This is a genomic window from Vibrio sp. Hal054, from assembly GCF_037162405.1.
GTDB classification, from domain to species: Bacteria; Pseudomonadota; Gammaproteobacteria; order Enterobacterales; family Vibrionaceae; genus Vibrio; species Vibrio diazotrophicus.
Genome location: NZ_JARLUT010000001.1, coordinates 2,020,429 through 2,046,549, shown reverse-complemented (window position 1 = coordinate 2,046,549; position 26,121 = coordinate 2,020,429). Strand labels below are relative to the sequence as shown.

Genomic DNA, 26,121 nt, shown 5'->3' with positions numbered 1-26,121 from the left:
AAACGCGTTAATTAAGGGTGGGGCGACAATGAATTCTACAGTTCGATTTGAAACCGACGTTGTCATCATTGGTGGTGGTGCGACAGGTACAGGGATTATGCGTGATTGTGCTCTGAGGGGCATAAAGTGCATTTTGCTAGAAAAAGACGATTTGGCGTCAGGTACCACAGGGCGAAATCACGGTTTATTACACTCTGGTGCGCGTTATGCCGTCACCGATCAACATTCCGCAAAAGAATGTATCCAAGAAAACCGCATACTGAAGAAAATCGCTCGACACTGTATTGAAGACACAGGCGGTTTGTTCATCACTTTGCCTGAAGATGATTTGGGCTTTCAAAAGACCTTTATCGAGCAATGCAAAGCCGCTGATATCGATGTGGAAACTCTTTCGCCAAAAGATGCTCTTCGTTTAGAACCGAATACTAACCCTGAATTGATTGGTGCCGTCAAAGTGCCAGATGGCACGCTCGACCCATTTCGCCTTTGTTCGTCTAACGTACTTGATGCCAAAGAGCACGGCGCACGTTTGTTTAACCATTCACGCGTCGTTTCTCTGATCCGTGAAGGTGACACCGTACTGGGCGTGAAATGTATCAATACTCAAACCAACCAACCTTTTGAAGTGATTGCCCAGCAAGTGATTAACGCGGCGGGTATTTGGGGGCAGGGTATCTGCGAATACGCGGAGCTGGATATCAAAATGTTCCCTGCAAAAGGCTCGTTGCTGATCCTTGATTATCGAATCAATAATCTGGTGATTAACCGCTGTCGTAAACCATCGGATGCAGACATTTTAGTGCCGGGCGATACCATCTCTTTGATTGGTACCACCTCAGAACATATCGATTACGACATGATTGACGACCTGCATGTGACTGCGGCAGAAGTGGATTTGCTACTGGAAGAAGGTATCAAGTTGGCGCCGATCATGAAAAATACCCGAGTGCTAAGAGCTTATGCAGGCGTTAGGCCTTTAGTTTCGCTCAGTGGCGACAGTTCTGGCAGAAATATTAGTCGCGGAATTGTCCTGCTCGACCATCAGGAACGCGATGGTCTTAAAGGTCTCACGACAATTACTGGCGGAAAATTAATGACTTACCGCTTGATGGCGGAACAGGCAACGGATCTTGTTGCGAGTAAGCTTGGCAATACTGCTCCTTGTATTACTCATACCAAGCCCTTGCCTGGGTCTGTCGAATCTCCGAAAGCGCTGCGTAAAAGTGCCAGTATCGCTAAGCCTGTTTATGAATCAGCCATCTACCGTCATGGAGAAAGGGCAGAAGCTTTTCTCTCTGAACAACCTCGCAGTCAGGCGATTGTGTGTGAATGTGAGATGGTCACCGCAGGTGAAATTGAGTATGCAATTAAAAAACTGGACGTAAAAAACCTCGTGGATTTACGTCGACGCACTCGGTTGGGAATGGGTCCGTGTCAGGGAGAACTGTGTGCTTATCGTGCTGCGAGTTTATTCCAAGAATATGGTGACATTGGCGGCCATGAATCGGCACTGCTGCTCAAAGAATTTTTGGAAGAGCGATGGAAGGGAATTAAACCGATATTTTGGGGTGATGCCTTACGAGAGGCTGAGTTTAGCTACTGGATCTATGAAGGGTTGTTTGGCTGTGGAGACATTGAGCCAGCGAGTATCGACAAACTTACCATTACACCGTCAACGCAGGAGCAAGAACAGCAATGATGAATTACGATGTCATAGTGATTGGTAGTGGAATTGCAGGCTATTCGGCTGCCATTAAATGTTTAGAACACGGGTTGAAAACGGCGGTGGTGAGCAGCGGGCAGAGTGCTTTACATTTTTCATCCGGCTCTATCGATTTGCTTTCACATTCCCCGTTAACGCATAAGTTAATTGACGATCCTTGGGCTGAAATTGACGCTTTACCAACAGCGCTTCCACAGCACCCTTATGCGAAAGTCGGCGGTAAAAATGTTCGTTCAGCCATGAACTGGTATCAACAAATGCTTGCGGCAAATGGACTTGCCATGAGCACTTTGCCTTCGTCACACAACCATTTTCGAATTACCACGCTAGGTACCTTGAAATCGACTTGGCTCTCTCAACCTTATGTTGAAAAAATAGAACAAAATTTTTCAAATCTGGCGCAGTTTAAACGCATTGTGATGATCGCTGTCGATGGCTTCAGAGATTTTCAGCCACATATTGCACTAGGCAATTTGCAGCAACACCCAGCGTTTAAAGATATAACCATAAAAACCGCCAAAGTCAGTTTAACGGCGTTTGGGCAACTGAATCGTAACCCGTACGATCTAAGGTCGATAGATATTTCTAGGATCTTAAGAGATGAAGCTCAGTTCACCGAGTTTGCCAATCAATTGCTGAAAGTTGCCACACCTGAAGATTTACTGATGATGCCGTCGATTATGGGTAATGGCGATGGTCTAGAGCTGATGCATAAACTCAGCCGTTATACGGGACTCCATTTGCATGAAGTACCAACCATGCCGCCTTCATTGCTCGGTATTCGTATTGAGGATGTCATGATGCACACCTTCATCAAAAAAGGTGGTGTGCTGCATAAAGGTGATGAAGTGCTTGGCGGTCAGTTTGAGGATCAAGGCAGCAGTATCAATTTGGCGTCTATCCAAACCAAAAAAATGGGTGAAATGAATCTGACGGCGAAACACTACATACTCGCTTCCGGTAGCTTCTTTAGTAAAGGCTTGATAGCGAAGCAGAACTCAATCAAAGAGCCAATTTTTAATTTGGATACAGAAGTGACGGGTGAAAGAGATGAGTGGCATCAGCATGATTTCTTCAGCTCTAAGCCGCATCCATTCTTGTCCTTTGGTGTTGTGACTGACAAGAACTTTACCCCGTTTATCCAAGGTCAAAAGGTGAATAACTTGTATTGTGTTGGTGCGATTTTAAGTGGCTACAATCCTATTGCCCATGGTTGTGGCGGAGGTGTGGCAGTCAGCACCGCTTATTGGGTTGTCGAGCAAATTGTTGCGGGTTTACGAAGCGAATTACTAATGAAGGAGGTGAGTGCATGACAGTGGCAAGCAGAGATACCACCTTTGACCAATGCATTAAATGCACCGTTTGTACTGTGTACTGCCCGGTAGCAAAGGCGAACCCAGATTTTCCGGGACCAAAACAATGCGGACCAGACGGTGAGCGACTACGCATCAAAAGCCCAGAGTTTTATGATGACATGTTGAAACACTGCACCAACTGCAAACGCTGTGAAACGGCGTGCCCGTCAGGTGTACGTATTGGCGATATTATTGCGGTAGCAAGAGGCAAATTTGGCAAGCGCCCGATGAATCCAAAGCTGGTGCGTGATTTTGTCTTGAGCCATACCGATCTGTTCGGTTCACTCGCCACGCCATTTGCACCGCTCGTGAATGCGGCGACGCAATTGCCTCTGGTGAAGAAGATCATGCACAAGACGATAGGTGTGCATGAACATAAATCTTTGCCTAAGTATTCGCATGGCACGTTTAGAAATTGGTTTAAGAAAAACGTCACCGAACAGTCAATTTACCCGAGAGCGGTCAGCTATTACCACGGCTGCTATGTCAACTATAACCACCCTCAATTGGGGAAAGACTTTATCCGAGTGATGAACGCCATGAACATCGGTGTGCGTTTACTGGAAAAAGAAAAATGTTGTGGCGTAGCGATGATCGCGAACGGCTTTCACGATAAAGCGAGAAAGAACGCAGAGTTTAATATTGAGCATGTCGGCAAAGCCATCGAACAAGACAGTATTGCCGTATTGTCCACCTCATCAACCTGTTCTTTCACCTTGCAGGAGGAATATCCTCATGTGCTCGGCGTTGAAAACGAAAATGTAGTGAACAAGATCCACTATGTGAGCCGCTTTCTGTTGAAAGAGTTTATGAGTGGCAACTTGCCAAAAATGAAACCGCTCAATAAGAAAATTGTTTATCACACGCCTTGTCATCTTGAAAGGAGTGGGGGAGCCGTTTTTACCATTGAAGTACTGAAGATGATTCCAGGTTTAGAAGTGGTTGTGCTTGATAGTGAATGTTGTGGTCTTGCAGGTACTTATGGTTTTAAAGAGGAAAACTACGAAGTCTCTATGAAGATAGGGGATGACCTGTTTAGCAAGATTAGACGTTCAAACGCTGATTACGCCATTACAGATTGCGAAACCTGTAAGTGGCAAATTGAGGAAAACACTCAGCTAGAGTGTATTCACCCAGTGAGTTTGATAGCGGAAGCGCTGCTTTAAACAAAAGCAGCCTTCGAGAAAATTGAAAAAAGTAGCCGTGGAAAAGAGGAAGTAGATATCGAGGATTTTGCCTGTTAATAAAAAATAAAATCCTCTCGCTACTATTAAAAAAGTTGTATAAACATATTGCTTTAATTGTGAATTAAATCACAATATGTGCACATTTTTTCATCTTCTTTTACACGGTTATATGACGCAAACCATGTCCGCAACCAATGACAATTCTCGTCGTTCACAATACTTACGCGTTTTTGCTTTAGGTTTCAGCGGCTTCATTTTTAACACCACTGAATTTGTGCCAGTTGGACTGCTTTCTGATATCGCGAATGATTTCTCGATATCGACAGCTTCTGTCGGCTGGATGCTGACTATCTATGCTTGGATAGTCGCATTGATGTCATTACCAATGATGATGCTCACCAGTCGAATTGAGCGTAAAAAATTACTGCTCGCGTTGTTTGCGCTGTTTATTGTCAGCCACGGTCTATCGGTATTTGCCTGGAACTTTGAAGTTCTGATCGCCAGCCGTATTGGTATTGCCTTTGCTCATGCGGTGTTCTGGTCCATCACTGCCTCTATTGCAATACGAGTTGCTCCTCCGGGGAAGAAGACCTTTGCTCTCAGTATTCTGGCAACGGGAACCTCACTTGCGATGGTATTAGGGGTTCCACTCGGTCGAATCATAGGTCAATGGCTTGGTTGGCGCATCACCTTTGGTGTTATCGGTATAACCGCTTTAGTCATTATGTTCAGCCTCTATCGCTTATTGCCGGTAATGCCGAGCTTGTTTACCGGTTCCATGAAAAAGCTGCCAGAGCTATTGAAAAATCCAGCCTTGATGGGTTTATACCTATTCATCTTCATGATTTTTACCGCGCATTACTCGGCTTACAGTTATATCGAACCTTTCCTTAAGACGATTGGGCTGCTCTCTGAAAACTTTACCACCTTCCTTCTGCTGCTATTTGGTTCTGCGGGAATTATAGGTAGTGTGATTTTTGGTAACTTAGGCGAACGTCCGAATACACCGATATTGGTCGGCTGTACGGCGACAGTGATGGTTTGTACCTCGATGCTATATTTCGCAGTACCGCACTTGTGGTCTATCAGTATATTGCTGGTAGTTTGGAGTGCAGCATTGATGATTGTCTGTCTGGTTATGCAGGTGAAAGTGCTCAATATCGACGCCAACGCATCAGATATGATCATGTCTATGTTCTCGGGCATCATTAACTTAGGTATCGGTGCAGGTGCACTGATCGGCGGTAAAGTGATTCTTTATATGTCTCTTGAAGGCATCGGATACGTGAGTGCGATTTTCGCCTTGCTATCACTGCTCTGGATTTTGTTCCTGATGAAGCGATATACCGCAATTCGATAGTACTGTATCGACATCATAAGAAAAGGCAGCCGAGGCTGCCTTTTTCGTATCTCAAAATCCAATCAGATAGGTTATCTATGCTCACCAATAGCTTGCGTAGATTCTCGCGCGACTAATTCACCGTCGTAGGCTTGATGGCTGGTAAGGTTGCCTTGTTTATTCGCCAGCGCTAAGGCAAGGGCTGTGGCATCTTGGGTTAATCGGATAATCGGCAGTGATACCGTTGAAAGGCTTGGTATTGCATAGGCGGCAGCCGGTTCGTTATCAATACCGATAACCGACACATCTTGCGGAACTCTTAGACCGTGGTCGTGCAAAGCACGGATTGCACCAATAGCCATATCATCGTTACAAGCAAAAATAGCAGTGAATTTTTCGCCAGTTTGCAGCAGGATTTGCGCGCCTTTATAACCACCTTCTAAGGTGTTATCGCCTTCCACAATCCAGTTTTTCTTCTCTGATATACCTGCCACACCAAGCTGGTTTTTGTACGCTTCTAAACGTAACCGACCGGTTTCGCTATTAATCGGAGAAGTAATACAGGCGATGTTTTTATGGCCTAACTGGATGAGGTGCTCCATCGCTAATGTGGCTAATTGAGTTTGTTTTAAACCAAAGCTCGATAGCGATTCAGCTTTGAGCTGGCGGTTTAATATCACTAATGGCTGGGCGATTTTTTGTTGCAGTTCAACCAGTTCAGATTCGGACAGATGACGACTATAAAGCAGAATGGCATCACAGCGTTGGTTGGTGATGGTTTCAACCGATTCGCGTTCGCCCTCTGCGCTATTTTTGCTGCGAATGACCAGTAACTTTTTGCCTGCCTGAAGGGCTGCTTGTCCGGCATAATGGAGAACACTGCCAAAATAGCTGCTTCTAAATTCAGGAAGAACGAGGCCGATAGAGTTGGAAGTATTGGTTGCCAAAGCCTGTGCAAGTGTATTGGGTTGATATCCCAACTCTTTCATTACAGAAAGAACCGCATTTCTGGTGACTTCTTTGACCTGAGGGCTGTTGTTCAGTACTCGTGACACCGTCGCTTTTGAAACGCCAGCAGCTTTGCACACATCATTTATGGTTGCCATACAATTCCTTATCTATCCGACTCGACATACCTAAACATGGTAGGCATGTCGAGAGGGAGACAAGTTTAGCCAATTTCAATTGAGTTTTGAAAGGCTTATTTATCGGATGTGCGGCGGCTAGATAACTTCGCCGTTGGTTTCGATAACTTTCTTGTACCAGTGGAAGCTTTTCTTCTTCGAACGCGCCATTGTACCGCTGCCATCATCGTGTTTATCTACATAGATAAAACCATAACGTTTTCTGTATTCACCAGTGGTAAACGACACACAATCAATACAACCCCAAGGCGTGTAACCCATCACATCAACGCCGTCATAACTAATGGCTTGTTTCACCGCTTTGATGTGTGAACCAAGGTAGTCAATGCGGTAGTCATCGTTGATTGAACCGTCTTGTTCTAACTGGTCTATGGCACCAAGGCCATTTTCCACGATGAAGATAGGTTTTTGGTAGCGCTCGTAAAGCTCAGAAAGCGCAAAGCGTAAGCCATCTGGGTCAATTTGCCATTCCCAGTCGGAAGCGGGCAGGTAAGGGTTTAAGCGGCTGCCTTCGAACAGTGACGGCGTATCGGTTTCCGAGTCTTTTTTCACAGAAACGATGTTGGTCATGTAATAGCTGATTGCTAAGTAATCCGCACAACCTTGACGTAGGATCTCATCGTCACCCGGTAGCATGTCAACGGTAATCCCTTTACGTTGCCACTCTTTGAGTAGGTAACTTGGGTAGTAACCACGAACTTGCACGTCACTGAACTGGTACTTCTCGCGCATCATTTCCTGTGCAAGCAGCACATCTTCAGGACGGCATGAGGCAGGGTAAAGCGGCATCATATGAATCATGCTACCGATTTTGAAATCTGGGTTAATTGCATGACCTTGTTTCACTACGAGTGCACTAGCAAGGAACTGGTGGTGAAGAACCTGATAAAGCATCTGCTCTGGGTTTTCATAATCGGTATAAATCATACCGGAGTTGCAGTATCCCCATATTGGCTGCTTCCAGTTACGTTGGTTATTGATTTCGTTAAAAGTGATCCAGTATTTCACTTTGTTTTTGTAACGTTCCATCACGGTTAAGCTGAACTTTACAAACAAATCCATTACCTGACGGTTCTTCCAACTGCCGTACTCTTTTACTAAATGGTTCGGCATTTCGAAGTGAGATAAGGTGATTACAGGTTCAATGCCGTATTTCAACAGTTCATCAAAAAGATCATCGTAGTACTGCAGACCCGCTTCGTTTGGTGTCTCTTCATCGCCATTTGGGAAGATACGTGTCCAAGCTATCGATGTGCGGAAACACTTAAAACCCATCTCTGCAAATAGAGCCACATCACCTTTGAAGTGACCGTAAAAATCAACCGCTTCGTGGTTTGGGTAAAATTTATCGGCTTCAACAGTTTCGGTGATGACGCGAGGTACACCATGTGCACCTTTGGTGAGAACATCAACCACGCTAGGGCCTTTACCATCTTTGTTCCAAGCGCCTTCAACTTGGTGCGCCGCCACTGCTCCGCCCCAGAGAAAATCCTTTGGAAAACCTTGTTGTGACATAGTGATACCTTCTCAAATAAAGTGAATGAGCCTAAATAGAATAGGTGAGTTATAGGCATTCTAATCCAGAAAAAAGCAAAATGAAACCGGTTACAAAATGATTTTTCATAAGTCTACTATTTGGAATCCATCCAAACAGAGACGACTGGCTGGTAACAAATTATCGAAACATCGAAAACAGCCACGAGTGATTTGCTCGTGGCGAAAAGGGAAGGAATGAAAATCTATAAGAATATTATGGTAGGTCAAACACTAACGCTGTAGCGCGTGTATCGCTGTTGTTATAGAAGCTCAAATATTGCTCAGCAACGATTTTTGCGCCGTCTCCCGGTGTCAGTTGAGTATCATTAACAAACAGGTCGCTGTTGATTTGATGAACATAAACTCGACGGCCTTTCTCAACTTCATAGCTAACCTCAGTAAGAGGCTCCAGAATGAGTTGGTGCAGCTTCGCATCCTGTTTGATCTGCAATGTACCGTTTTCACCTGTTGGTGTTGCAATGGTCGTTAAGCCAGCTTCTTGACCAAAATCTTTCTGTTGGTACCCCGGTTTTCCGCCATAGCTATTTGGCTGAATCCAGATTTGTAAAAACTTCAATGTTTCAGTGCCGGACGCGTTGAACTCACTGTGAGAAATACCACGGCCAGCAGACATCAACTGAAACTCACCTGCAGGAAGTTTCTCGATGTTACCTTCGCTGTCTTTGTGCGCGATGGTGCCTTCTAAAACGTAGCTGATGATTTCCATGTCGCGGTGGCTATGAGTTTCAAAGCCCGCACTTGGGGCAACGCTGTCATCATTAATCACACGAAGCTCAGAAAATCCCATGTGTTTAGGATCAAAGTAGCTCCCAAAAGAAAATGTGTGCTTGCTGTCTAACCAGCCAAAATTCGCGCGGCCGCGTTGTGATGCTTTTCTAATTTCAATCATAGTGTTCTCCTTACTTGGCTCGCTCTCAAATGAACAACAGGGTCATTAGCAGGAATACCAATTTATGAAAGAGATCTTAGAGTTTTAAGCGCTACGATTACAGCCGTTGAATTCGTTGCCCTTATTCGAAAATTTAGAATGAGGGCAACGTGACGGTTTGAGTAGGAAAGAGTGCAAGCGTTATGACTTGCCGTAAAGCTTCATGAATGCATTGACGGCTTGTTCCACTGTTGCTTCGATTTGTTTTTGACTGGGTTTTTCAATAGCGGCAAACGCATATTGTTCAACATATTCTGCCGACAGTAACGCTTTAAACTGCATAGCTGCAATCCAAGCATTGCATTGGCTTAACTCGCCTTTCGAAATCTGTTGTTCGATATAGTCGCTTAAGTGTTTCCAGCCTTTCTTTGGGCCATTGTTGTAAAAATGGCGGCCTATGTCTGAGCGATCGGCTTCGGTTATCGCCATACGATAAATAGACGCAACATCAGGGGTTAAAATCGAGTCCAGAAAATTGTAACCAAATTCCAAAAGCGACGTTCGAACATCACGATTTATATCCAAAGAAAGGAAGGAATTCGAAATTTGCTCTGTCGCTGAAGATTGCATAACCGCCGCGAAAATTTCTTCTTTCGAACTGAAATAGTTGTAAAGAGTGGCTTTAGAACCTCCCAACTGTTTCGCTAGTTGAGACATAGAAGTACCGCTAACACCTTGTTGTGAAAAGCATTCCTTAGCAATGTCTATGATGGCCTGTCGTTTTTCGTCGCTTTTTACTCGCATGGTTTCTTAATAGCCCCAGTGAAAATTGTCGATAAGTTTCGCTTGACGGAATCTTTCTGTCAAGAGTATAACTGTACCGTACGGTTTAGTTATAAGGTTGTCTAATGTGAAAAAATCTATTCAAAGGAACAAACACATAAATAAGAATGTTCCTTTTTTTGCCTTAACTTTGATCAGCGCAGCGCTATTGGCGGGCTGCTCTGTTTCGAAAAATGAAAACTTGCCTGAAATTTCGCAAGCCAATGAGTATGCGTTTCAGCAAAGTCTGTCTGTGACAGAAAATATGGCGTGGCCGACTCAGGACTGGTGGTATCGCTATCAAGATCCTCAGTTAAACCAACTTATCAATGACGCTTTTAAAGGTGCGCCAAGTTTGAAAATGGCTGAAGCCAGACTGAAAAATGCACAGGGTATTGCACAGCAAGTAGGCGCAAGCCGCTCGGTGAATGTGGGATTAGCTGCTAGCGCTTCTGAAACAAAAGTGAGCTACCGATATCAGACAGCAACGCCGCCTCACGGTTGGAATGACTACGGAACATTGACTCTTAACTTTCAATACGATTTTGATTTTTGGGGTAAGAATCGTGCGTCGGTTGCGGCGGCAACTTCTGAACTAGCGGCGGCTGAAGCCGAAGCGGTTTCTGCACGTTTGATGTTAGCGACAGCGGTCTCAAATGCCTATGCGGAATTGTCTCGTTTGTATGCGAATAAGCATACGGTAGAAACCGCGTTGGACATTCGCCACAAAACCTTAGAGCTATTGACTAAGCGATATGAAAACGGCTTGGAAACACTGGGTTCCGTCAATCAAGCAAAAGCAATTGCCGCGAACGTTGAAGCTGAGATGTTGGGCATTAACGAATCTATCGCATTGCAGAAAAATGCGCTTGCGGCATTGGTTGGGCAAGGTCCGGACAAAGCTTTGACCATTTCTGAACCAAGCATTCAGTTGGATGCTCGCTACGGTTTACCGCAAGAAGCGGGTGTTGGTTTGCTTGGTCACCGCGCAGACATCACCGCCGCTCGCTGGCGCGCAGAGGCAGCAGCACAAAGAGTCGGTATTGCGGAAGCAATGTACTACCCAGATCTCAGTATTTCTGCCTTCATCGGATATCAGGCTTTTGGTCTCAATGATTTATTTGAGAGCGGAAATGATGCCGGCAGCATAGGCCCAGCTCTGTATTTGCCGTTGTTTACGGGTGGTCGTCTTGATGGACAACTCACCTCAGCAGAAGCACGTTATGAAGAAGCCGTAAGTGGCTACAACGCAACGCTCACTCAGGCTCTGCATGAAGTAGCGGATGTCGTGACCAGCACTCAAGCACTTGATGCTCGTATTGCGAAAACGCAAGAAGCGGTGGATGCAGCAGAACAAGCATTGAAGATCGCTTCGAACCGCTATCAGGGTGGTTTGGCAACTTACCTAGATGTGCTTGTTGCTGAAGAGTCGCTACTCAATAACCAACGAGCGTTGGTGAACTTACAGTCACGCGCATTCAGTCTTGATCTTGCTCTTATTCACGCTTTAGGCGGTGGTTTTAAAGACGATAGCTTTCAGACCACAGAGTCTTAATTTTTAAAAGGTTTCTATTCATGAGTTCAAATCCATCACAAAACGACGCAGTAGAGTTCGATGCGTCTGGTGCAAACAAATCACGTAAAAAAGGGTTCCTAGCTTTAGCTGCGGCGATCATTGTTGCAGGGGGCAGCTATGGTGCTTATTGGTACTTAGTGGGTTCGCGTTATATTTCTACCGATAATGCATACACCGCAGCTGAAATAGCCGAAGTGACTCCTGCTATTGGCGGTATTATTGCCAGCGTGAATGTAGTGGATACACAGTACGTCAACAAAGGTGAAGTACTGGTACAAATCGAAGATACAGACGCACAAATTGCAGTAGACCAAGCGCAAGCAAACTTGGCTTTAGCAGAGCGCCGAGTACGTAGTTATCTGGCGAATGACGAAGGTCTTAATGCTCAGGTTGCTGCGCAAAAATCCAATGAAGCACGCGCCAAGGCTCAGTTAAACGCAGCGAAAGCTGACTTTGAACGAGCGAAAATTGATTTAACGCGTCGCGAAGATTTGGTTCGTTCAGGCTCTGTGTCTGGTGAAGAACTATCAAATGCAAGAACGGCATTTGAGCAATCTCAGGCAAACTTAAACGCAGCTAAAGCGTTTTTAGCGCAGGCTCAGGCAAATCGCTTATCCACCATTGGTGCGCAAAAAGCAAATGCAGCAATGACAGACAACACTACCGTTGAAAACAACCCAGAAGTGCTGGCAGCAAAAGCGCGTCTGCATCAGGCACAAATTAATTTAGAACGTACTGTTATTCGTGCTCCTATCAGCGGCATAGTGGCAAAACGTCAAGTTCAGGTTGGTCGCCAGGTGCAAATGGGTACGCCTTTAATGACAGTCGTTCCGGTGCAGAACATTTATGTGGATGCCAACTTTAAAGAAGTTGAATTAACTGAAGTGAAAATTGGCTTACCAGTCTCAATTACCGCTGATCTTTACGGTGATGAGGTCACTTATCATGGCGTGGTTGCGGGTGTTTCTGGTGGAACGGGTTCAGCGTTTTCAATGATTCCAGCGCAAAACGCAACAGGTAACTGGATTAAAGTGGTTCAACGTCTTCCCGTTCGTATTGAACTCGATCCGGAAGATTTGCAGGCTCACCCGCTGCAAGTTGGTCTATCAATGCAAGTGACGATTGATACCAAAGCGGATGTGAACAAGCAAACCATCGCTCAGTACCGTGCATCTAAGCTCTCTGAACAAGGTTAAGGTGAATCATGAGTCATTCATCAGACAATGACATCAAACCTTTGACTGGTGGAGCGCTGTTCATCGGCGCTCTGTGTCTGGCAATGGCAAACTTTCTCGCCATTCTGGATACCACCATTGCGAATGTCTCTGTTTCAAGTATTGCGGGCAGTTTAGGCACTTCAACCAGTCAAGGTACGTATGTGATTACCTCTTATGCGGTGGCAGAGGCGATTTCAGTTCCCTTGACCGGATGGCTATCAAGACGTTTTGGTTCAATTCGCGTATTTGTCACCTGTTTCGCTCTGTTTGGTGTGTTCTCAGTGTTTTGTGGGTTGGCAACCAGTATGACGATGCTGGTCACTTTCCGCGTATTTTTGGGTTTAGTCGGTGGTCCGCTGATGCCTTTATCGCAAACGTTGATGATGCGGATCTTCCCCAAAAATAAGAGCCATGCTGCTATCGGCATATGGAGTATGACCACACTTGTTGCACCAATCATGGGACCGATTTTGGGCGGTGTCTTGTGTGATCAATTTAGCTGGCCTTACATCTTCTTTGTCAAAACTCCTTTCGCTATTGTTGCCGCAATACTTTGCTGGAAATTGCTCAAGCAGTTTGAAACCAAAACGGTGCGTTCGAAAATCGACAAAGTGGGTTTGGCACTGTTGGTGGTATGGGTAGCCGCTCTGCAAATTATGCTGGATGAAGGTAAAGACCACGATTGGTTTGAATCAAGCCGTATTGTCATTTTGGCGGTCATCGCTGCGATCGGTTTTGTCGCCTTCTTAATTTGGGAACTGACAGAGCGTGACCCTGTCGTTGACCTGAAGGTGTTCCGCCATCGAGGATACAGTATGAGTATGCTGACGTTATCTCTCGCCTTTGGTGCGTTCTTCAGTATCTCGGTTATTACACCCTTGTGGCTACAAATCTATATGGGGTATACCGCAACCATATCCGGTTATGCCACTGCAACTATGGGTGTTCTGGCCGTATTCCTTGCACCAATTATCGCGAACTTGTCGTCTAAATTTGACCCAAGACCGTTCGTGTTTGCCGGGGTAATGTGGTTAGGTCTTTGGACCTTCTTACGCAGTTTTGGCAGCTTAGATATGACTTTTGAACAAGTCAGTTATCCCATGTTCCTGCAAGGTATTGGTATGCCGTTGTTCTTTGTTCCGCTGACGGCGATTGCTCTGGGATGTGTAAAACCCAGTGAGATGGAATCGGCTGCTGGTTTAATGAACTTCATTCGTACTTTGTCAGGCGCGTTTGCGACATCGATGATCAATACCTCATGGGAGCATCAGACTCGGTATGTGCATGCGGAGCTGGCAGGTTTAACTGACAGAGCTGGTGTGGCGACTCAAGCGATGCAAAGTTCAGGCATGGGAATAGGGCAGGTTCGTTCTTCTATGGACTGGCTACTGCAAAAGCAAAGTGTCATGGTGGCAACCAATCAGTTGTTTATGGTCATCGCTGTTATTTTTGCTGTCGCAGCATGCATCATCTGGTTTGCCCCTAAACCAAAGCACGCGGTTGATCCAAGCGCTGCACATTAATTTTTAAAGATTTGACCTTTAATCCACGGGCTAAAGCGAAGAGATGGAACTCTTTTTTGCTGATGCCCTTTTTTATTACCTTTAAATGATAATGCTTATCATTAATTATCTTTATGTGCGACAATAACGCCACTCTGTTTTCTCATTTGTAGCCAGCCATGAATCGTTCCAGTGCTTCTTTTCAACGTGTTTGCAAACTGCTTAATTACATTCACTCCAATATGGAGCGAGCATTCAGTCTGGAAGAGTTAGCGCAGCAAAGTTGTTGGTCTCGCTGGCAGTTGCAACGGGTGTTTCAAAGTGAAACGGGATTATCCGTTGCTCACTATGTTCGAGAAATTAAGCTGAGTGCGGCCGCAGAATCCTTATTATCTGGTTCTGAGCGCGTTATAGATATCGCGATTGGGCTTGGTTTCAATTCAGAAATGAGTTTTAGCCGTGCATTTAAACAGCATTTTGGAGTAAGTCCTCGTTCATATCGAAAACAAGGTAAGCGATATGGATTGAGAAAGCCTTTATTGACGCCAATCTCCCTGCCAACGGAAAGCCGACTAGAAACAGAAACTGCACTACAGCTGATTGAAGTGAGAGTTGAAACTACCAGCGACTTTGATTGCTATGGTGTGATGGGGGAGATTCGCGGCCTATTCTCACCGGAACCCAACTTTTCGCAGCAAGTTCCTAAGCTTTGGGCTCGTTTATACGAGAGCTTTCCTGATGTTAAACAATATCCCCTCACTGGTGTGGTTGACGTTACCGGAGCAAGCTCCAATGGTCATCGCCTTCGTTATTTAGCGGGTGTGACTGAAAGGCTGCGTAGTTCAGAGATCCTTATCGAGAAATTAATAATACCCGCACAAACTTACGCCGTGATTAAACACAAAGGTCCGATTTCAGGCCTCGCTCAAACCTTGGAGTGGTTTATTTTTCATTGGTTACCTCAGTCTGATTATCGAGGTGAAGACGGCTTTGAACTTGAACGTTACCCACAAGGTTACGATTGCCAAGACCTTGATGCAGAGATGGAATATTGGCTGCCTGTTTCGCCAGTGACTGGTTCATGAGCGACAAGATCTCCAGTTCCGCCCTCATAAGATGCTCCAAATTGTTAACTTTTTCCCTGCTGCGATAAGTAAGATGCAAATGATATTTATTCTTATAAAAGAAAGCAGGGTATTTGAAACATTATGTACAGACAAAAACAAATCCATTTCTCGCCTCTCACATTGGCTTTATTGGCGGCTTTTTGTTCTCCGCTGAGTTTTGCTCAAGACCAGAGTTTAGAATCTGTCGAAACCGTTACCGTTCTCGGTCAGACTTATCGAAATACAGCGACCAAAACTGCATTAGAGGCGGAAGAAACACCGCAAGCTATTTCAGTTATTGAAAGCGAAGAACTCGAACAGCGTGGTGTCACTTCTTTAGGTCAGGCGCTGCGTTACTCGTCGGGTGTTGTGACCGAAACCAAAGGCGGCGCGGTCACCATGTACGATAACTTCTACATTCGTGGTTTTCGTATTGATCAAACCTATTACGATGGTTTGGTCCTCCAATATCTGAAAGGCTGGAACTTGCAGCCACAAATAGACCCGATTGCGATTCAAAGAGTGGAAGTGTTCAAAGGGCCAACATCCGTGCTTTATGGCTCTATGCCGCCGGGCGGCATGATCAATACCATTGCAAAGCCACCGCAAAGCCAGAAACACACTGAGGTATCTGCTTCCACAGGTTCGCGTAACCTAACACAAGCGACTTTAGATACCACAGGGCAGTTTGGCGACAGCAGCGTCTCTTATCGTTTGATTACAAAAGCTCGCAAGCAAGATGGTCAAGTCGACGGCACTGAGGAAGAGCGTTACTTAGTAGCCCCTTCGATTGATTGGCAAGCGACAGAAAATACACTGGTTAATCTCAATATGTATTATCAGAAGGATCCGGCAATGGGGATGAACTCCTCACTTCCTTTGGCGGCGATAACGAATGGCTCAACATCACCTTCAACCTTCGCTGGAGACAATAATTGGAGCCATTTCGAACGCGAAATCATGATGCTTGGCTACAAAATTCAGCATCGATTCAATGATGATTGGGGCTTTCTACAAAATTTACGTTTTACGGATGCTTCACTCTCTCAGGAAAACACTTACCACTCCGCTTCTGGGTTTAATCAAACGACCGGAACCTTAAGCCGTAATATCTATACCACAGATGAAGACTATCAAGGCTTAGTGGGGGATAACCAGCTATCTGGGGTTGTCCGTTGGGGAAGTGTTGAACATAACCTGCTATTTGGTTTGGATTATCAAACACTGAGTGGTGATTCCGCTTATAAAGAGTACTCAACCAGTGACAGCGGTTTTTATCAATTCAATATCTACAATACCAATAACAGTTTGCTGAATCGTTCTAATGTCAGTGAAGTTTATGCTGGTAACGATCAAGTGTCAGTCGATCAGCTAGGTGCGTATTTTCAAGATCAACTGCGCTGGAACCAATGGGTATTTATCGCTGGTGGTCGCTTTGACAACTATAAAGGTATCAATAACTTTTCAGGAAGCAATACCCAAGCAGACCATAACGAGTTCTCTTACCGTGTAGGCGCTTTATACGAATTTGAGTCAGGCATTTCGCCGTTTGCCAACTTTGCCACCAGTTTCTCCCCTGTTGCTGGAGTCGATTCCAAGTTTGGTAAGCCGTTCGAACCCGAGGTTGGTGAGCAGGTTGAGCTAGGTGTTAAGTATCTTTCTGCTGATATGAGTCAACAATTGACAGCATCGCTGTATCGTATTGTCAAAAGCAATATGGTGGTTACAGACCCTTCATCTGCAACCTATCAAGATGAACTGCAAGTGGGTGAAGTGCGTTCACAAGGGTTTGAAGTCGAAGGTCGCTGGTGGTTGATGCCAAACTGGGATGTGGCAGCCAACTATACTTACGCGGATGTTGAAGTGACTGAAGACAGCGCAAATGGCCTACAGGGTACGACGCCTATTTATGTGCCAACACACAGTGCGAGCTTATGGTCGACCTACAACGTAGAACAAGGGACGTTGAATGGTTTGAGAATCAGTGCTGGCGGTCGTTATGTGGGGCAGATGAATATGGACGCAACCAATACTCAAGGTAAAGTGCCAAGCTACATAGTGGCTGACATGTCGATTGGCTATGACTTAGCACAACTTAGTGATTCTCTTACTGGCGCAAAAGCAGAACTTATCAGCAGTAACTTGTTTGATGAAGAGTATTACACTTGCTACGACAGTGCGAACTGCTGGTATGGCGCTGAGCGTACGATTGAATTAAAGGTCAACTATGAGTTTTAACCGAAGGAATTAATTCATTTTTTTACTAAACGCTCGACGAATGTCGGGCGTTTATGTTTTAACCTTTCCTTAACTACGGATGATTTAGTCTGCCATCAGTTAAAATGTTATTTGTAAATTAGATGCGCCGAACCGTTATACGATGGATAGCTAAAATAGTATCCTTGGCGTTTCTGTTTCGGCATCGAACGGTAAAGTTGCGTTAGGAAGGTTAGGTTCGGCAAATGTTAAAGGCATTATTAGTAGAAGATGATTTGGATCTTGCTACGGCATTAATTGACTATATGTCATTGGAAGATATCGATTGTGACTACGCTTCCGATGGTCAGGTTGGCTACAACCTGATTATGTCTAATCGCTACGACGTTATTATTCTCGACCTTAACCTGCCTAAAGTTGAAGGCTTAGTGGTCTGCGAACGCATTCGCAACAATGGTGTTGAAACGCCTGTTTTGATGCTGACGGCGCGAGATACTCTTGACGACAAACTGGAAGGATTCAGTCGCGGCGCGGATGACTATCTGGTGAAGCCGTTTGCAATGGAAGAACTGCTGGTTCGTATGCAGGTGCTAGCCAAACGTCGCAGTGGGCAAATTTCTAAACTGACGATTGACGATCTTGAACTGGATCTCAGCCACCGCCAGGCAACCAGAGCCGGAACGCTTCTTAAACTTTCTCCTATTGCTTTGAAAATTCTTGAAATATTGATGAGGGAGTACCCCTCTGGTGTCTCAAGAGAAAAAATCATTCATACGGTTTGGGGTGACGAACAACCGGACAGCAACAGTTTAAAAGTGCACATTTTCAACTTGAGAAAGCAAGTAGACCAGAATGATTGGGCACCTTTAATTCAAACTATCCCGGGGTTTGGCTTTGCTATTAGTTCTCAGGATGCGTCATGAAAGTTCGTCGTAGTCTAAAAATATTCATCGTCTGCACAATTATGGGAATGGCAACCATCACGGTTGTGGGTTTCTCTACGCTTACCGCGAACTACTTTGAGAAAGGTTTGGACAGCGGACTGCGAATTAACATGCAGGAAATCGGTCGTTTTACTTCTGTTGAATCGGAAAAAAACATTCTCGGTTTTCAAGTGGTTCGACAATGGGAAGATGTCACTCCGGAAATCCGACAAGTGTTTGCAAAGCCAACCAAGCATCTGGATTTCAGTAAACGAGTTTATCGAGATCATTGGTATTCGGAACCGAATAGAGCCATGTTTTTGCTTCGATACGAACGAAGTGACAATGAAGTCCTCTATATCTCACGTATTATCGATGAGCTTGAGGTGGCTGATCTCAGCGCTCGTCTTAACAAAGATAAGCTCCCTCATTTATGTCAGATCCTTATCTACGCAGCGATAGCGTTAACTCTCTTCGCGGTGTGTATGTATTTTGTCGGTCAACTGGTTGCCAATCCTATAGAACGTTTAGCTAAGTGGGCGAAAACGTTGACGCCTTGTCAACTTAATCGCCCTATGCCTGACTTCCAATATAACGAACTCAATCGGTTGGCAATGATTGTAAAGAACAGCTTGTCTTCGGTTGAAGAAACATTACACCGCGAACACAAGTTTTTGGCACATGCGAGCCATGAGCTGAGAACGCCCATTGCTGTGGTTCGTAGTAATACCGAGCTAATGGCGAAACTGGTCGATAAACCCAATTCGATTGAAAAGCAAAAAGAAGTGCTGGAACGCATATTGAGAGCGGGTGTGACCATGACCGATCTCTGCGATACCTTGCTGTGGCTCAACAGAGGGCGACACAACGAGTTGCAGCTGACGCAAGTCAACCTCGGTGAATTGATAAAGCAGTTGTGCCAAGATTTGAACTATCTGATTCGCGATAAAGACGTAAACGTTGAGGTAAGCCTGTCCGGCGGCGTATTTGAATTACCAGTCACCATGAGCCGTATCGTACTCAGCAACCTGATTCGAAATGCTTATCAACATACCTTGCGTGGCAGAGTGGTGATAGAGCAGGCTGGTTCACAAGTCATTATCATGAACCGAGACGAAAGTTGTGGTGATACTCAAAACCAACTTGGGTTTGGTTTAGGCCTTGAACTAACGAATAGAATCGTAAGCCATTATCAATGGGATTTTACGATTGAAGAATTTGCTGATGGCCGCGACGTTCGAATCAATTTTTCAACCAAGTAACAGTATGATCCCTATTGCTAAAAGCGTTTGTTAGTAGCAAACTCCGCGCAAATAATGTCGCTATATTTGCGTGGAGTTTTTATTGAATGTTCGCTATCCCTCCGATGTTAATCACAATTGGTTTATTGCTCATCAGCAATGTCTTCATGACGTTCGCTTGGTATGCACATCTGCGTGAATTGAGCCACAAGCCGTGGATTATTGCAGCCTTGCTAAGCTGGGGAATTGCGCTGTTTGAGTATCTCTTTCAGGTACCGGCCAACCGAATTGGTTACACCGTATTAAACCTTGGGCAGTTGAAAATATTGCAGGAAGTGATCACGCTAACTGTGTTTGTTCCTTTTGCGCTTATCTATATGAAAGAACCCTTTAGAATGGATTTCGTATGGGCTGGTCTTTGCCTGTTGGGCGCAGTGTTTTTTATCTTCCGTCCACAAATCATCGCAGCCCTTTCATAGTTATTCAGCCAGTCTGCACAAATAAAAATGCCCACTACAAAAGTAGTGGGCAATGTTAAGCGTAACAATTGAGGGGATTACGCTAACGCTTGGGTATTTTGTTTTGCTTTAGCACGCAAACCTAGAAGGATGGTCATACCGAATGCCACTGCAAATGAAATCGCCATGCCTACAACGTAGTAGCTAATCTTATCTGGAGAGATTGAGATAATACCCGGTAAACCCGCTGCACCTAGTGCTTGAGCTTTTACATTGAACAGTGTGATAAATGCGCTCGATACTGCTGCGCCAGTGATGGCTGCAATAAACGGATAGCGTAGTTTAAGGTTTACACCAAACATCGCTGGTTCAGTAATACCAAGTAGAGCCGTAATGCCTGAAGGAACTGCTATGCCTTTTAGCTTGATATCTTTAGTGCTGAAACCAACCGCCAAAGCCGCTGCACCTTGTGCTACGTTAGACATTGCTGCGATAGGGAAGATGAACGTACCGCCAGTTACCGCAATATCTGCAAGAAGCTGAGTTTCGATTGCGATAAAGCTGTGGTGCATACCTGTGATAACGAAAGGTGCATAGATAAAACCAAACAGTGCGCCACCAACAAAACCTGCAGAATCGTATAGCCAGTTCAGGCCATCACCAAGCATGAAACCAACATCACGAGTGATAGGACCAACCAAGGTGAAAGTTAGGAAACCGGTGATGAAAATTGCCAACATAGGTGTAAGAAGGTTATCCAACACAGATGGAATAAACTTACGCAGGCCATTTTCAACTTTGGCAAGGATAAACGCTGACACCAGCACAGGTAGAACTGAACCTTGGTAACCTACTTTTTGAATTTCTAGACCAAGAATGTTCCAAGTCGGTACAGTTCCCGAAACCGATGCACTACCGAATCCCCAACCATTGAGAAGATCTGGGTGAACCATCAGCATACCGAGGGCTGCGCCAAGGAAAGGGTTACCGCCAAACTTGCGAGAAGCTGAGAACGCTAGCAATACCGGAAGGTATACAAAAGGGGCGTTAGCAAAAGTGTTAATCATGCTAGCGAGATCAGCCAAACCAGGGTTTGCGTCAATCAGTGATTGTCCGTCTATAAACAGACCTTGCGCTGTTAATACGTTGAATAGACCCATTAACAGACCGCCAGCTACGATAGCAGGGATAATCGGAACAAAGATATCCGAAAGTCCTTTCACTGCACGTTGCACAATGTTTTGTTTATCTGCGCCAGCACTTGCCACATCACTGGTCGACATTTCTGTCATACCGGTTAGTTTTGCCATCTCTGCGTATACTTGGTTAACGATGCCAGAACCAAAGATAATCTGGTATTGACCAGCAACCTTAAATTGTCCTTTAACGCCTTCAAGCGATTCAATCGCAGCTTCATCGATAAGTGCATCGTCTTTTAGCGCTAAGCGTAAGCGTGTCGCACAATGTGCTAAAGCTTGGATATTGGCTTTACCACCCAAATGGTCGAGAAGCTGTTTTGCTATGACTGGATAGTCCATAACTCACCCCGTTTCATGTTAATAGTCAGTATAGATACCCGTCTCACTTGAAGTTGCATTTTCATCACCAGCTTTCGCTAGTCTTTCTGCAAGCCCGATTGACTGGGTAGGTTAAAAATTGGTTCTTAATTGTTATTTTGGGAACGTTTGCAATATTGATTCTTGTTAAAAAATTGCTCATGGTCAAAAGCAAACGGTGAATATTGTGAAGATGATCGCCAAAAGGGTAGGCAAGAATGACAAAAACAAGGGTAGAATCACGATATATAAATCGAAGAATGCAGATAAGTTTGCAATCAATCCCAATTTGTTCTTAGTAGGGTACTTTATGGCAAGTTTGCACGACGTCGCTAGATTATCTGGTGTATCGAAATCTACGGTATCTCGTGTTATTAACAACGAGTATGGCGTTAAAGAATCAACGAAAATCAAGGTGTTACAGGCTGTCAAAGAGTGCGGTTACGTAGTCAATCAGGTCGCAAAAGACTTAAAATCACAGAAGACTAATTTGGTGGGTGTGATTGTTCCCCGTGTAAGCTCACACGCCACAGCACAAGGTGTTGACGGTTTAACGGCCATTTTTGAACAAGCGGGAAAACACGTCTTGTTGGCCAATACTCATCAGGTTCATGAAAAAGAACTTGAATATATTCAAATATTTAACCAGAAACGTGTGGAAGGGATTATTTTCTACGCGACACATTTAGATGCACCATTGGTTAAAGCGATCCAGAATTCCAATGTACCTGTAGTACTCATCGGTCAAGACGGCTCTCTTTATAACATTCCAAGCGTGGTCCATGACGATACGAGGGTTGGTTTTGAAGCGGGAAATCGTTTAGTCGCGGCAGGATGCAAACGAATCGGTTTTATAGGCGTGCAAGCAGACGACATTGCTGTTGATATCCAGCGTTCGCAAGGCTTGGAGCAAGCTTTAAGTTTTAACCAGTTGTCTCTGTTGTTCCATGCTCACGGGGATTTTTCTATTGAATCTGGTTATAGACTAGCTAAGCAACAGCTAAAAGCATTTCCAGATATGGACGGGCTGTTTTGTGCCACCGACAGGATCGCTCTCGGAGCTATTCGAGCTTTGCTAGAGCAAGGTGTTGAAGTGGGCAAACAAATTAAAGTACTCGGTGTGGGTAACGATGAGCTTTCTTCTGTCAGTACACCCAGCTTATCAACCTTTAATTATGCCTTTGATAAAGCAGGAGAAAATGCTGCGAAAATGCTATTAGAGCGTATTGCAGGCAAAGGATTGGAGATGAGTAAAGTCGTACTCACTTTCCAAAATATAGACCGCGAAACCTGCTAGATTCCTTCCTCAATAATGGCTGGGCTTTGTGCCCAGCTTCACACTAACCAGACTCTTTTTTTATCTATCCGCTTAAATACTTGCTAATTGAGCGGTTGTTTTATATTTTGAGAACGTTCCCGAAATAATTTACAGAAAACTCTTATTTTCGTTTTCGCTAGAATTTAATTAGGTAAGACTATGTCTCTACAATTCCTTATCGAACTCGCTGGTGGTGTTGATAACATCGTACGTATTTTGGCTCCCGAAGGACGGGTGGTTGTTGCCGTTAAAGATGCTCAAAAAGCATTGCCCTGTCCAGATTCTGTGCAAGCAGAGTCGGTGTTAGGCGAATGGCAGTTATCTATGCATAGAAGCAGCGCCGTTAGTGATGAGGATTTGGCTTCCTTAGGTCGTTTGATTGCCGAGAAGCAAATAGCATCAGCAAAAGAACATCTGCAACCTACGACCTGCAGTTATCGCCCACAATGGCACATCTCTCCACCACAAGGTCTGTTAAATGATCCTAACGGTTTTGTTTACCACAATGGTGAATACTATCTGTTCTATCAGTGGTATCCCTATGCTTGCGAGCATAAAGACAAATACTGGGTTCTTTTAAAAAGCCGCGATTTGGTGAACTGGAATTGGCAATCCATTGCTCTCACACCTTCAGACTGGTTTGATAGCCATGGTGTGTTCTCGGGTCATGCAGTAAGCCATGAAGGGGATTTACTGCTTTTCTATACTGGTAACACACGTTTAGGCCATGATCGTCAGAGACAAACGATGCAATGTGTCGCACGCTTAAACGAAGACAATACGGCGGAGAAACTGGGGCCTGTGATTCGCACCTTACCTGCTGGTGTTACTGAACACTTCCGCGACCCCAAAATACTCTATCGCCAAAATAAGTGGCATATGCTGCTAGGCGCGCAAACTACCGATCTGCAAGGTCGTTTAGCTGTATATCATTCAAATGACTTAATGAACTGGGATTTTGATTCCCTCTATGGTGATGAACTTGAACTTTTTGGCTACATGTGGGAATGCCCAGATATGTTTGAGCTGAACGGTGATCTGTTTTTTGTGTTTGGGCCACAAGGGATTAAATCCGAGAATCCGAATCATACTATTGAGCACCAAAATCGCATTTATCATGTTGAGCAGGATGGTGAAGGAAAAATTCATTTCCTTGAAGGTTGGCAACTGGATGCGGGTTTTGATTTCTATGCGCCTCAAAGCATGGAAACAGAAGACGGAAGAAGAGTTATGGTCGGTTGGATGGGGTTACCCGATGAAGTTAACCAGCCAAGTTGTGACAATGGCTGGATACACCAACTCACCGCATTAAGAGAGCTAAAATGGTTGAACGGAAAGATTGTTCAAACTCCAATTCGCGAGCTTGCGGAGCTTAGAGAGTCAGTATCAAGTTTGGAGCTGGGGATCAGTCCTGTCGATGCACAAACCAAAAGCTTTGAGCTTAACGTTGAACTGCCTTGGGGAAGTGCTCTTACACTGATGTCTGACGACAATTATGGTGTGAAGTTGCAGCTTGATGCAGATAAAGGTGTACTTCGTTTCGACCGAAGCCAAACTCAAATTCGAGAAGGTGATGTCATTCGTGAGCTGCCGTTAGATACTGACAAAGCGGTACATTTGCAGATACTGGCCGATAACTCATCGTTGGAAGTGTTTATCAACCATGGTGAACATGTGATGACGGGCAGGGTCTTTACGCCAGAGTCAGCAACACAAATTATTTTAGAAGGAGCGAACGTCAGTGCTGAGTTTGCACCTTTGAAATCGGTCGTGGAATCGACATTTGCTCCTTCTGTCTAGCTGAGAGTAGATAAAGAGAAACTAAAGCCCGATAAACGAAAGCCACCTAGTAATAGGTGGCTTTGTTGTATTTAAAAACGCTTATTTTAAATGCTTACTCAAGGAACGCTTTCAACGCTTGTTGATTTGGTAAAGCCGTCATTGCGCCTTTCTGTGTGGTTGCTAAGGCACCACAGCCGTGAGCACATTCGACAGCAAGAGCAATGTTCTCTGTTTTTTGCCAGTCTGGCGTTTGAGAAAGCTGGTACAACAATCCACCGACAAAGGCATCACCAGCACCCGTGGTATCAACGGGTTTCACTACTTTCCCGCTGATTAATGTCTGGCTTTCCTTAGTCACGACAAGTGCACCTTTAGCGCCTTGAGTGATGATCACCAGAGGAATCTCCAACGCTTTAATGGCATTCAAACCTTGTTCGATGGAGTCGGCCTGTGTGAGCAGGGTTAGTTCTTCTTCTGAAAACTTAACTACATCAGCGTTCGCGACTGCACGCATCACTGTTGCAACCATCTCTTGTGGTTTCTGCCAGACTTCTGGACGAAGGTTAGGGTCAAAGCTAAAGCTTCCGCCAGCCTTTTTGATTCGTTCAATTGCTTCGAAAGTACTGCTTCGGCTAGGCTCATTTGCCAGAGCAATTGAGCATACATGCAGCCAGTCTCCCTGATTGAAGTTTGGAATGTCATTGGTTTGCAGAAATTGGTCCGCGCTCGGTTTCACCATGAAAGTGAAGCTGCGTTCGCCACTGTCATCCAGATCGACCACCACTGTAGACGTGCGCTGGTCGTTATCCAAGATAAGATAGCGGCTATCCACTTGTTCTTGTGAAAGCGTCTGGTTCATAAATCTTCCCAGCGGGTCATTTCCCACTCTGCCAAAGAACGCACTTTGACCGCCAAGACGCGCTATCGCCACCGCTACGTTTGCCGGAGCTCCGCCTGGGCATTTGAGATAATGGTTTTCCCCATCAGGAATTAAATCAACGACAGCGTCGCCTGTTACCCACACAGTATTCATTGTGTCTCTCCATCAAATCTTACTTTCAAATGCCGCTAGTATAATTCAGTTTTCGGTAACGTTCCCGAGATTGATTTAATTATCCAATCCCGTTAACAATTTTTATCGAAATAGAGAAGGGGCAGATAAAAAAGCCGCCCTTATCTTACCAATAAGGGCGGCTTTAAAACTCGTAGTTGAAGATTAAACGGATTGC

General features: G+C 44.9%; 20 protein-coding genes. 14 read left to right on the top strand and 6 right to left on the bottom strand.

Going from position 1 to position 26,121, the window contains the following annotated elements; genetic code table 11:
- Positions 1-28 precede the first annotated feature (28 nt).
- From glpA to P4S58_RS09425, 4 genes are all read left to right on the top strand, one after another.
- On the top strand, positions 29-1,699 hold the full coding sequence (gene glpA / locus P4S58_RS09440) for an anaerobic glycerol-3-phosphate dehydrogenase subunit A (protein WP_337163754.1): 1,671 nt from the start codon (positions 29-31) through the stop codon (positions 1,697-1,699).
- Positions 1,696-3,036, top strand: coding sequence for a glycerol-3-phosphate dehydrogenase subunit GlpB (glpB, locus tag P4S58_RS09435; RefSeq protein WP_337163752.1), 1,341 nt, complete (start codon positions 1,696-1,698; stop codon positions 3,034-3,036). The genes glpA and glpB overlap by 4 nt, the downstream gene beginning before the upstream one ends.
- Positions 3,033-4,244 carry an anaerobic glycerol-3-phosphate dehydrogenase subunit GlpC gene (glpC, locus tag P4S58_RS09430; RefSeq protein ID WP_102952906.1) on the top strand — a complete coding sequence of 404 codons (1,212 nt, stop codon included), beginning with the start codon at positions 3,033-3,035 and terminating at the stop codon, positions 4,242-4,244. Before glpB ends, glpC begins: the two co-directional genes overlap by 4 nt.
- 202 nt (positions 4,245-4,446) lie before the next feature.
- On the top strand, positions 4,447-5,625 hold the full coding sequence (locus P4S58_RS09425; protein ID WP_337163750.1) for a sugar transporter: 1,179 nt from the start codon (positions 4,447-4,449) through the stop codon (positions 5,623-5,625).
- A gap of 71 nt (positions 5,626-5,696) precedes the next feature.
- Here P4S58_RS09425 and P4S58_RS09420 read toward each other — a convergent pair whose 3' ends face one another.
- The 4 genes from P4S58_RS09420 to P4S58_RS09405 all read right to left on the bottom strand — a co-directional run bounded on the left by P4S58_RS09420 (position 5,697) and on the right by P4S58_RS09405 (position 9,978).
- The gene (locus tag P4S58_RS09420; RefSeq protein WP_337163749.1) at positions 5,697-6,710 is read right to left on the bottom strand and encodes a LacI family DNA-binding transcriptional regulator; all 1,014 of its coding nucleotides are present in this window, start codon (positions 6,708-6,710) and stop codon (positions 5,697-5,699) included.
- 117 nt (positions 6,711-6,827) lie between these two features.
- Positions 6,828-8,264 (bottom strand): 6-phospho-beta-glucosidase, encoded by a 1,437-nt coding sequence (locus P4S58_RS09415; protein WP_102966049.1) that lies wholly within the window; start codon positions 8,262-8,264, stop codon positions 6,828-6,830.
- A 235-nt stretch (positions 8,265-8,499) separates the two neighbouring features.
- A complete protein-coding gene (locus P4S58_RS09410; protein ID WP_237291840.1) occupies positions 8,500-9,195 on the bottom strand; it encodes a pirin family protein in 696 nt (231 codons plus the stop codon).
- A 180-nt stretch (positions 9,196-9,375) separates the two neighbouring features.
- Positions 9,376-9,978, bottom strand: a complete 603-nt coding sequence (locus tag P4S58_RS09405; protein WP_337163748.1) for a TetR/AcrR family transcriptional regulator — start codon at positions 9,976-9,978, stop codon at positions 9,376-9,378.
- Positions 9,979-10,084: 106 nt separating this feature from the next.
- Between P4S58_RS09405 and P4S58_RS09400 the strand changes: the two genes are divergently transcribed.
- The 8 genes from P4S58_RS09400 (at position 10,085) to P4S58_RS09365 (ending at position 20,257) form a co-directional block, all read left to right on the top strand.
- Complete coding sequence (locus P4S58_RS09400; RefSeq protein WP_337163747.1) at positions 10,085-11,551, top strand: efflux transporter outer membrane subunit; 1,467 nt, start codon at positions 10,085-10,087, stop codon at positions 11,549-11,551.
- Between the two features lie 20 nt (positions 11,552-11,571).
- Complete coding sequence (locus P4S58_RS09395) at positions 11,572-12,768, top strand: HlyD family secretion protein (RefSeq protein ID WP_337163746.1); 1,197 nt, start codon at positions 11,572-11,574, stop codon at positions 12,766-12,768.
- A gap of 8 nt (positions 12,769-12,776) precedes the next feature.
- On the top strand, positions 12,777-14,312 hold the full coding sequence (vceB, locus tag P4S58_RS09390; RefSeq protein WP_337163744.1) for a multidrug efflux MFS transporter permease subunit VceB: 1,536 nt from the start codon (positions 12,777-12,779) through the stop codon (positions 14,310-14,312).
- 158 nt (positions 14,313-14,470) lie between these two features.
- The gene (locus tag P4S58_RS09385; RefSeq protein ID WP_337163742.1) at positions 14,471-15,376 is read left to right on the top strand and encodes an AraC family transcriptional regulator; all 906 of its coding nucleotides are present in this window, start codon (positions 14,471-14,473) and stop codon (positions 15,374-15,376) included.
- 123 nt (positions 15,377-15,499) lie between these two features.
- On the top strand, positions 15,500-17,635 hold the full coding sequence (locus P4S58_RS09380) for a TonB-dependent siderophore receptor (RefSeq protein WP_337163740.1): 2,136 nt from the start codon (positions 15,500-15,502) through the stop codon (positions 17,633-17,635).
- Between the two features lie 224 nt (positions 17,636-17,859).
- Positions 17,860-18,537, top strand: a complete 678-nt coding sequence (locus P4S58_RS09375; protein ID WP_102952916.1) for a response regulator transcription factor — start codon at positions 17,860-17,862, stop codon at positions 18,535-18,537.
- Positions 18,534-19,799, top strand: a complete 1,266-nt coding sequence (locus P4S58_RS09370) for a sensor histidine kinase (protein WP_337163739.1) — start codon at positions 18,534-18,536, stop codon at positions 19,797-19,799. The genes P4S58_RS09375 and P4S58_RS09370 overlap by 4 nt, the downstream gene beginning before the upstream one ends.
- 95 nt (positions 19,800-19,894) lie before the next feature.
- Positions 19,895-20,257 carry a DMT family protein gene (locus P4S58_RS09365; protein ID WP_042482174.1) on the top strand — a complete coding sequence of 121 codons (363 nt, stop codon included), beginning with the start codon at positions 19,895-19,897 and terminating at the stop codon, positions 20,255-20,257.
- Between the two features lie 77 nt (positions 20,258-20,334).
- On the opposite strand, the gene P4S58_RS09360 is transcribed toward P4S58_RS09365, so the two are convergent.
- On the bottom strand, positions 20,335-21,774 hold the full coding sequence (locus P4S58_RS09360) for a sucrose-specific PTS transporter subunit IIBC (protein ID WP_042481754.1): 1,440 nt from the start codon (positions 21,772-21,774) through the stop codon (positions 20,335-20,337).
- Between the two features lie 328 nt (positions 21,775-22,102).
- Here P4S58_RS09360 and P4S58_RS09355 point away from each other — a divergent pair, with 328 nt between their 5' ends.
- Positions 22,103-23,089: a LacI family DNA-binding transcriptional regulator gene (locus tag P4S58_RS09355; RefSeq protein WP_042481757.1), complete on the top strand. Its 987-nt coding sequence runs from the start codon at positions 22,103-22,105 to the stop codon at positions 23,087-23,089.
- Between the two features lie 180 nt (positions 23,090-23,269).
- The gene (locus P4S58_RS09350) at positions 23,270-24,910 is read left to right on the top strand and encodes a glycoside hydrolase family 32 protein (RefSeq protein WP_337163738.1); all 1,641 of its coding nucleotides are present in this window, start codon (positions 23,270-23,272) and stop codon (positions 24,908-24,910) included.
- A 94-nt stretch (positions 24,911-25,004) separates the two neighbouring features.
- On the opposite strand, the gene P4S58_RS09345 is transcribed toward P4S58_RS09350, so the two are convergent.
- Positions 25,005-25,925 (bottom strand): aminoimidazole riboside kinase, encoded by a 921-nt coding sequence (locus P4S58_RS09345; RefSeq protein ID WP_337163737.1) that lies wholly within the window; start codon positions 25,923-25,925, stop codon positions 25,005-25,007.
- Positions 25,926-26,121: the final 196 nt, after the last annotated feature.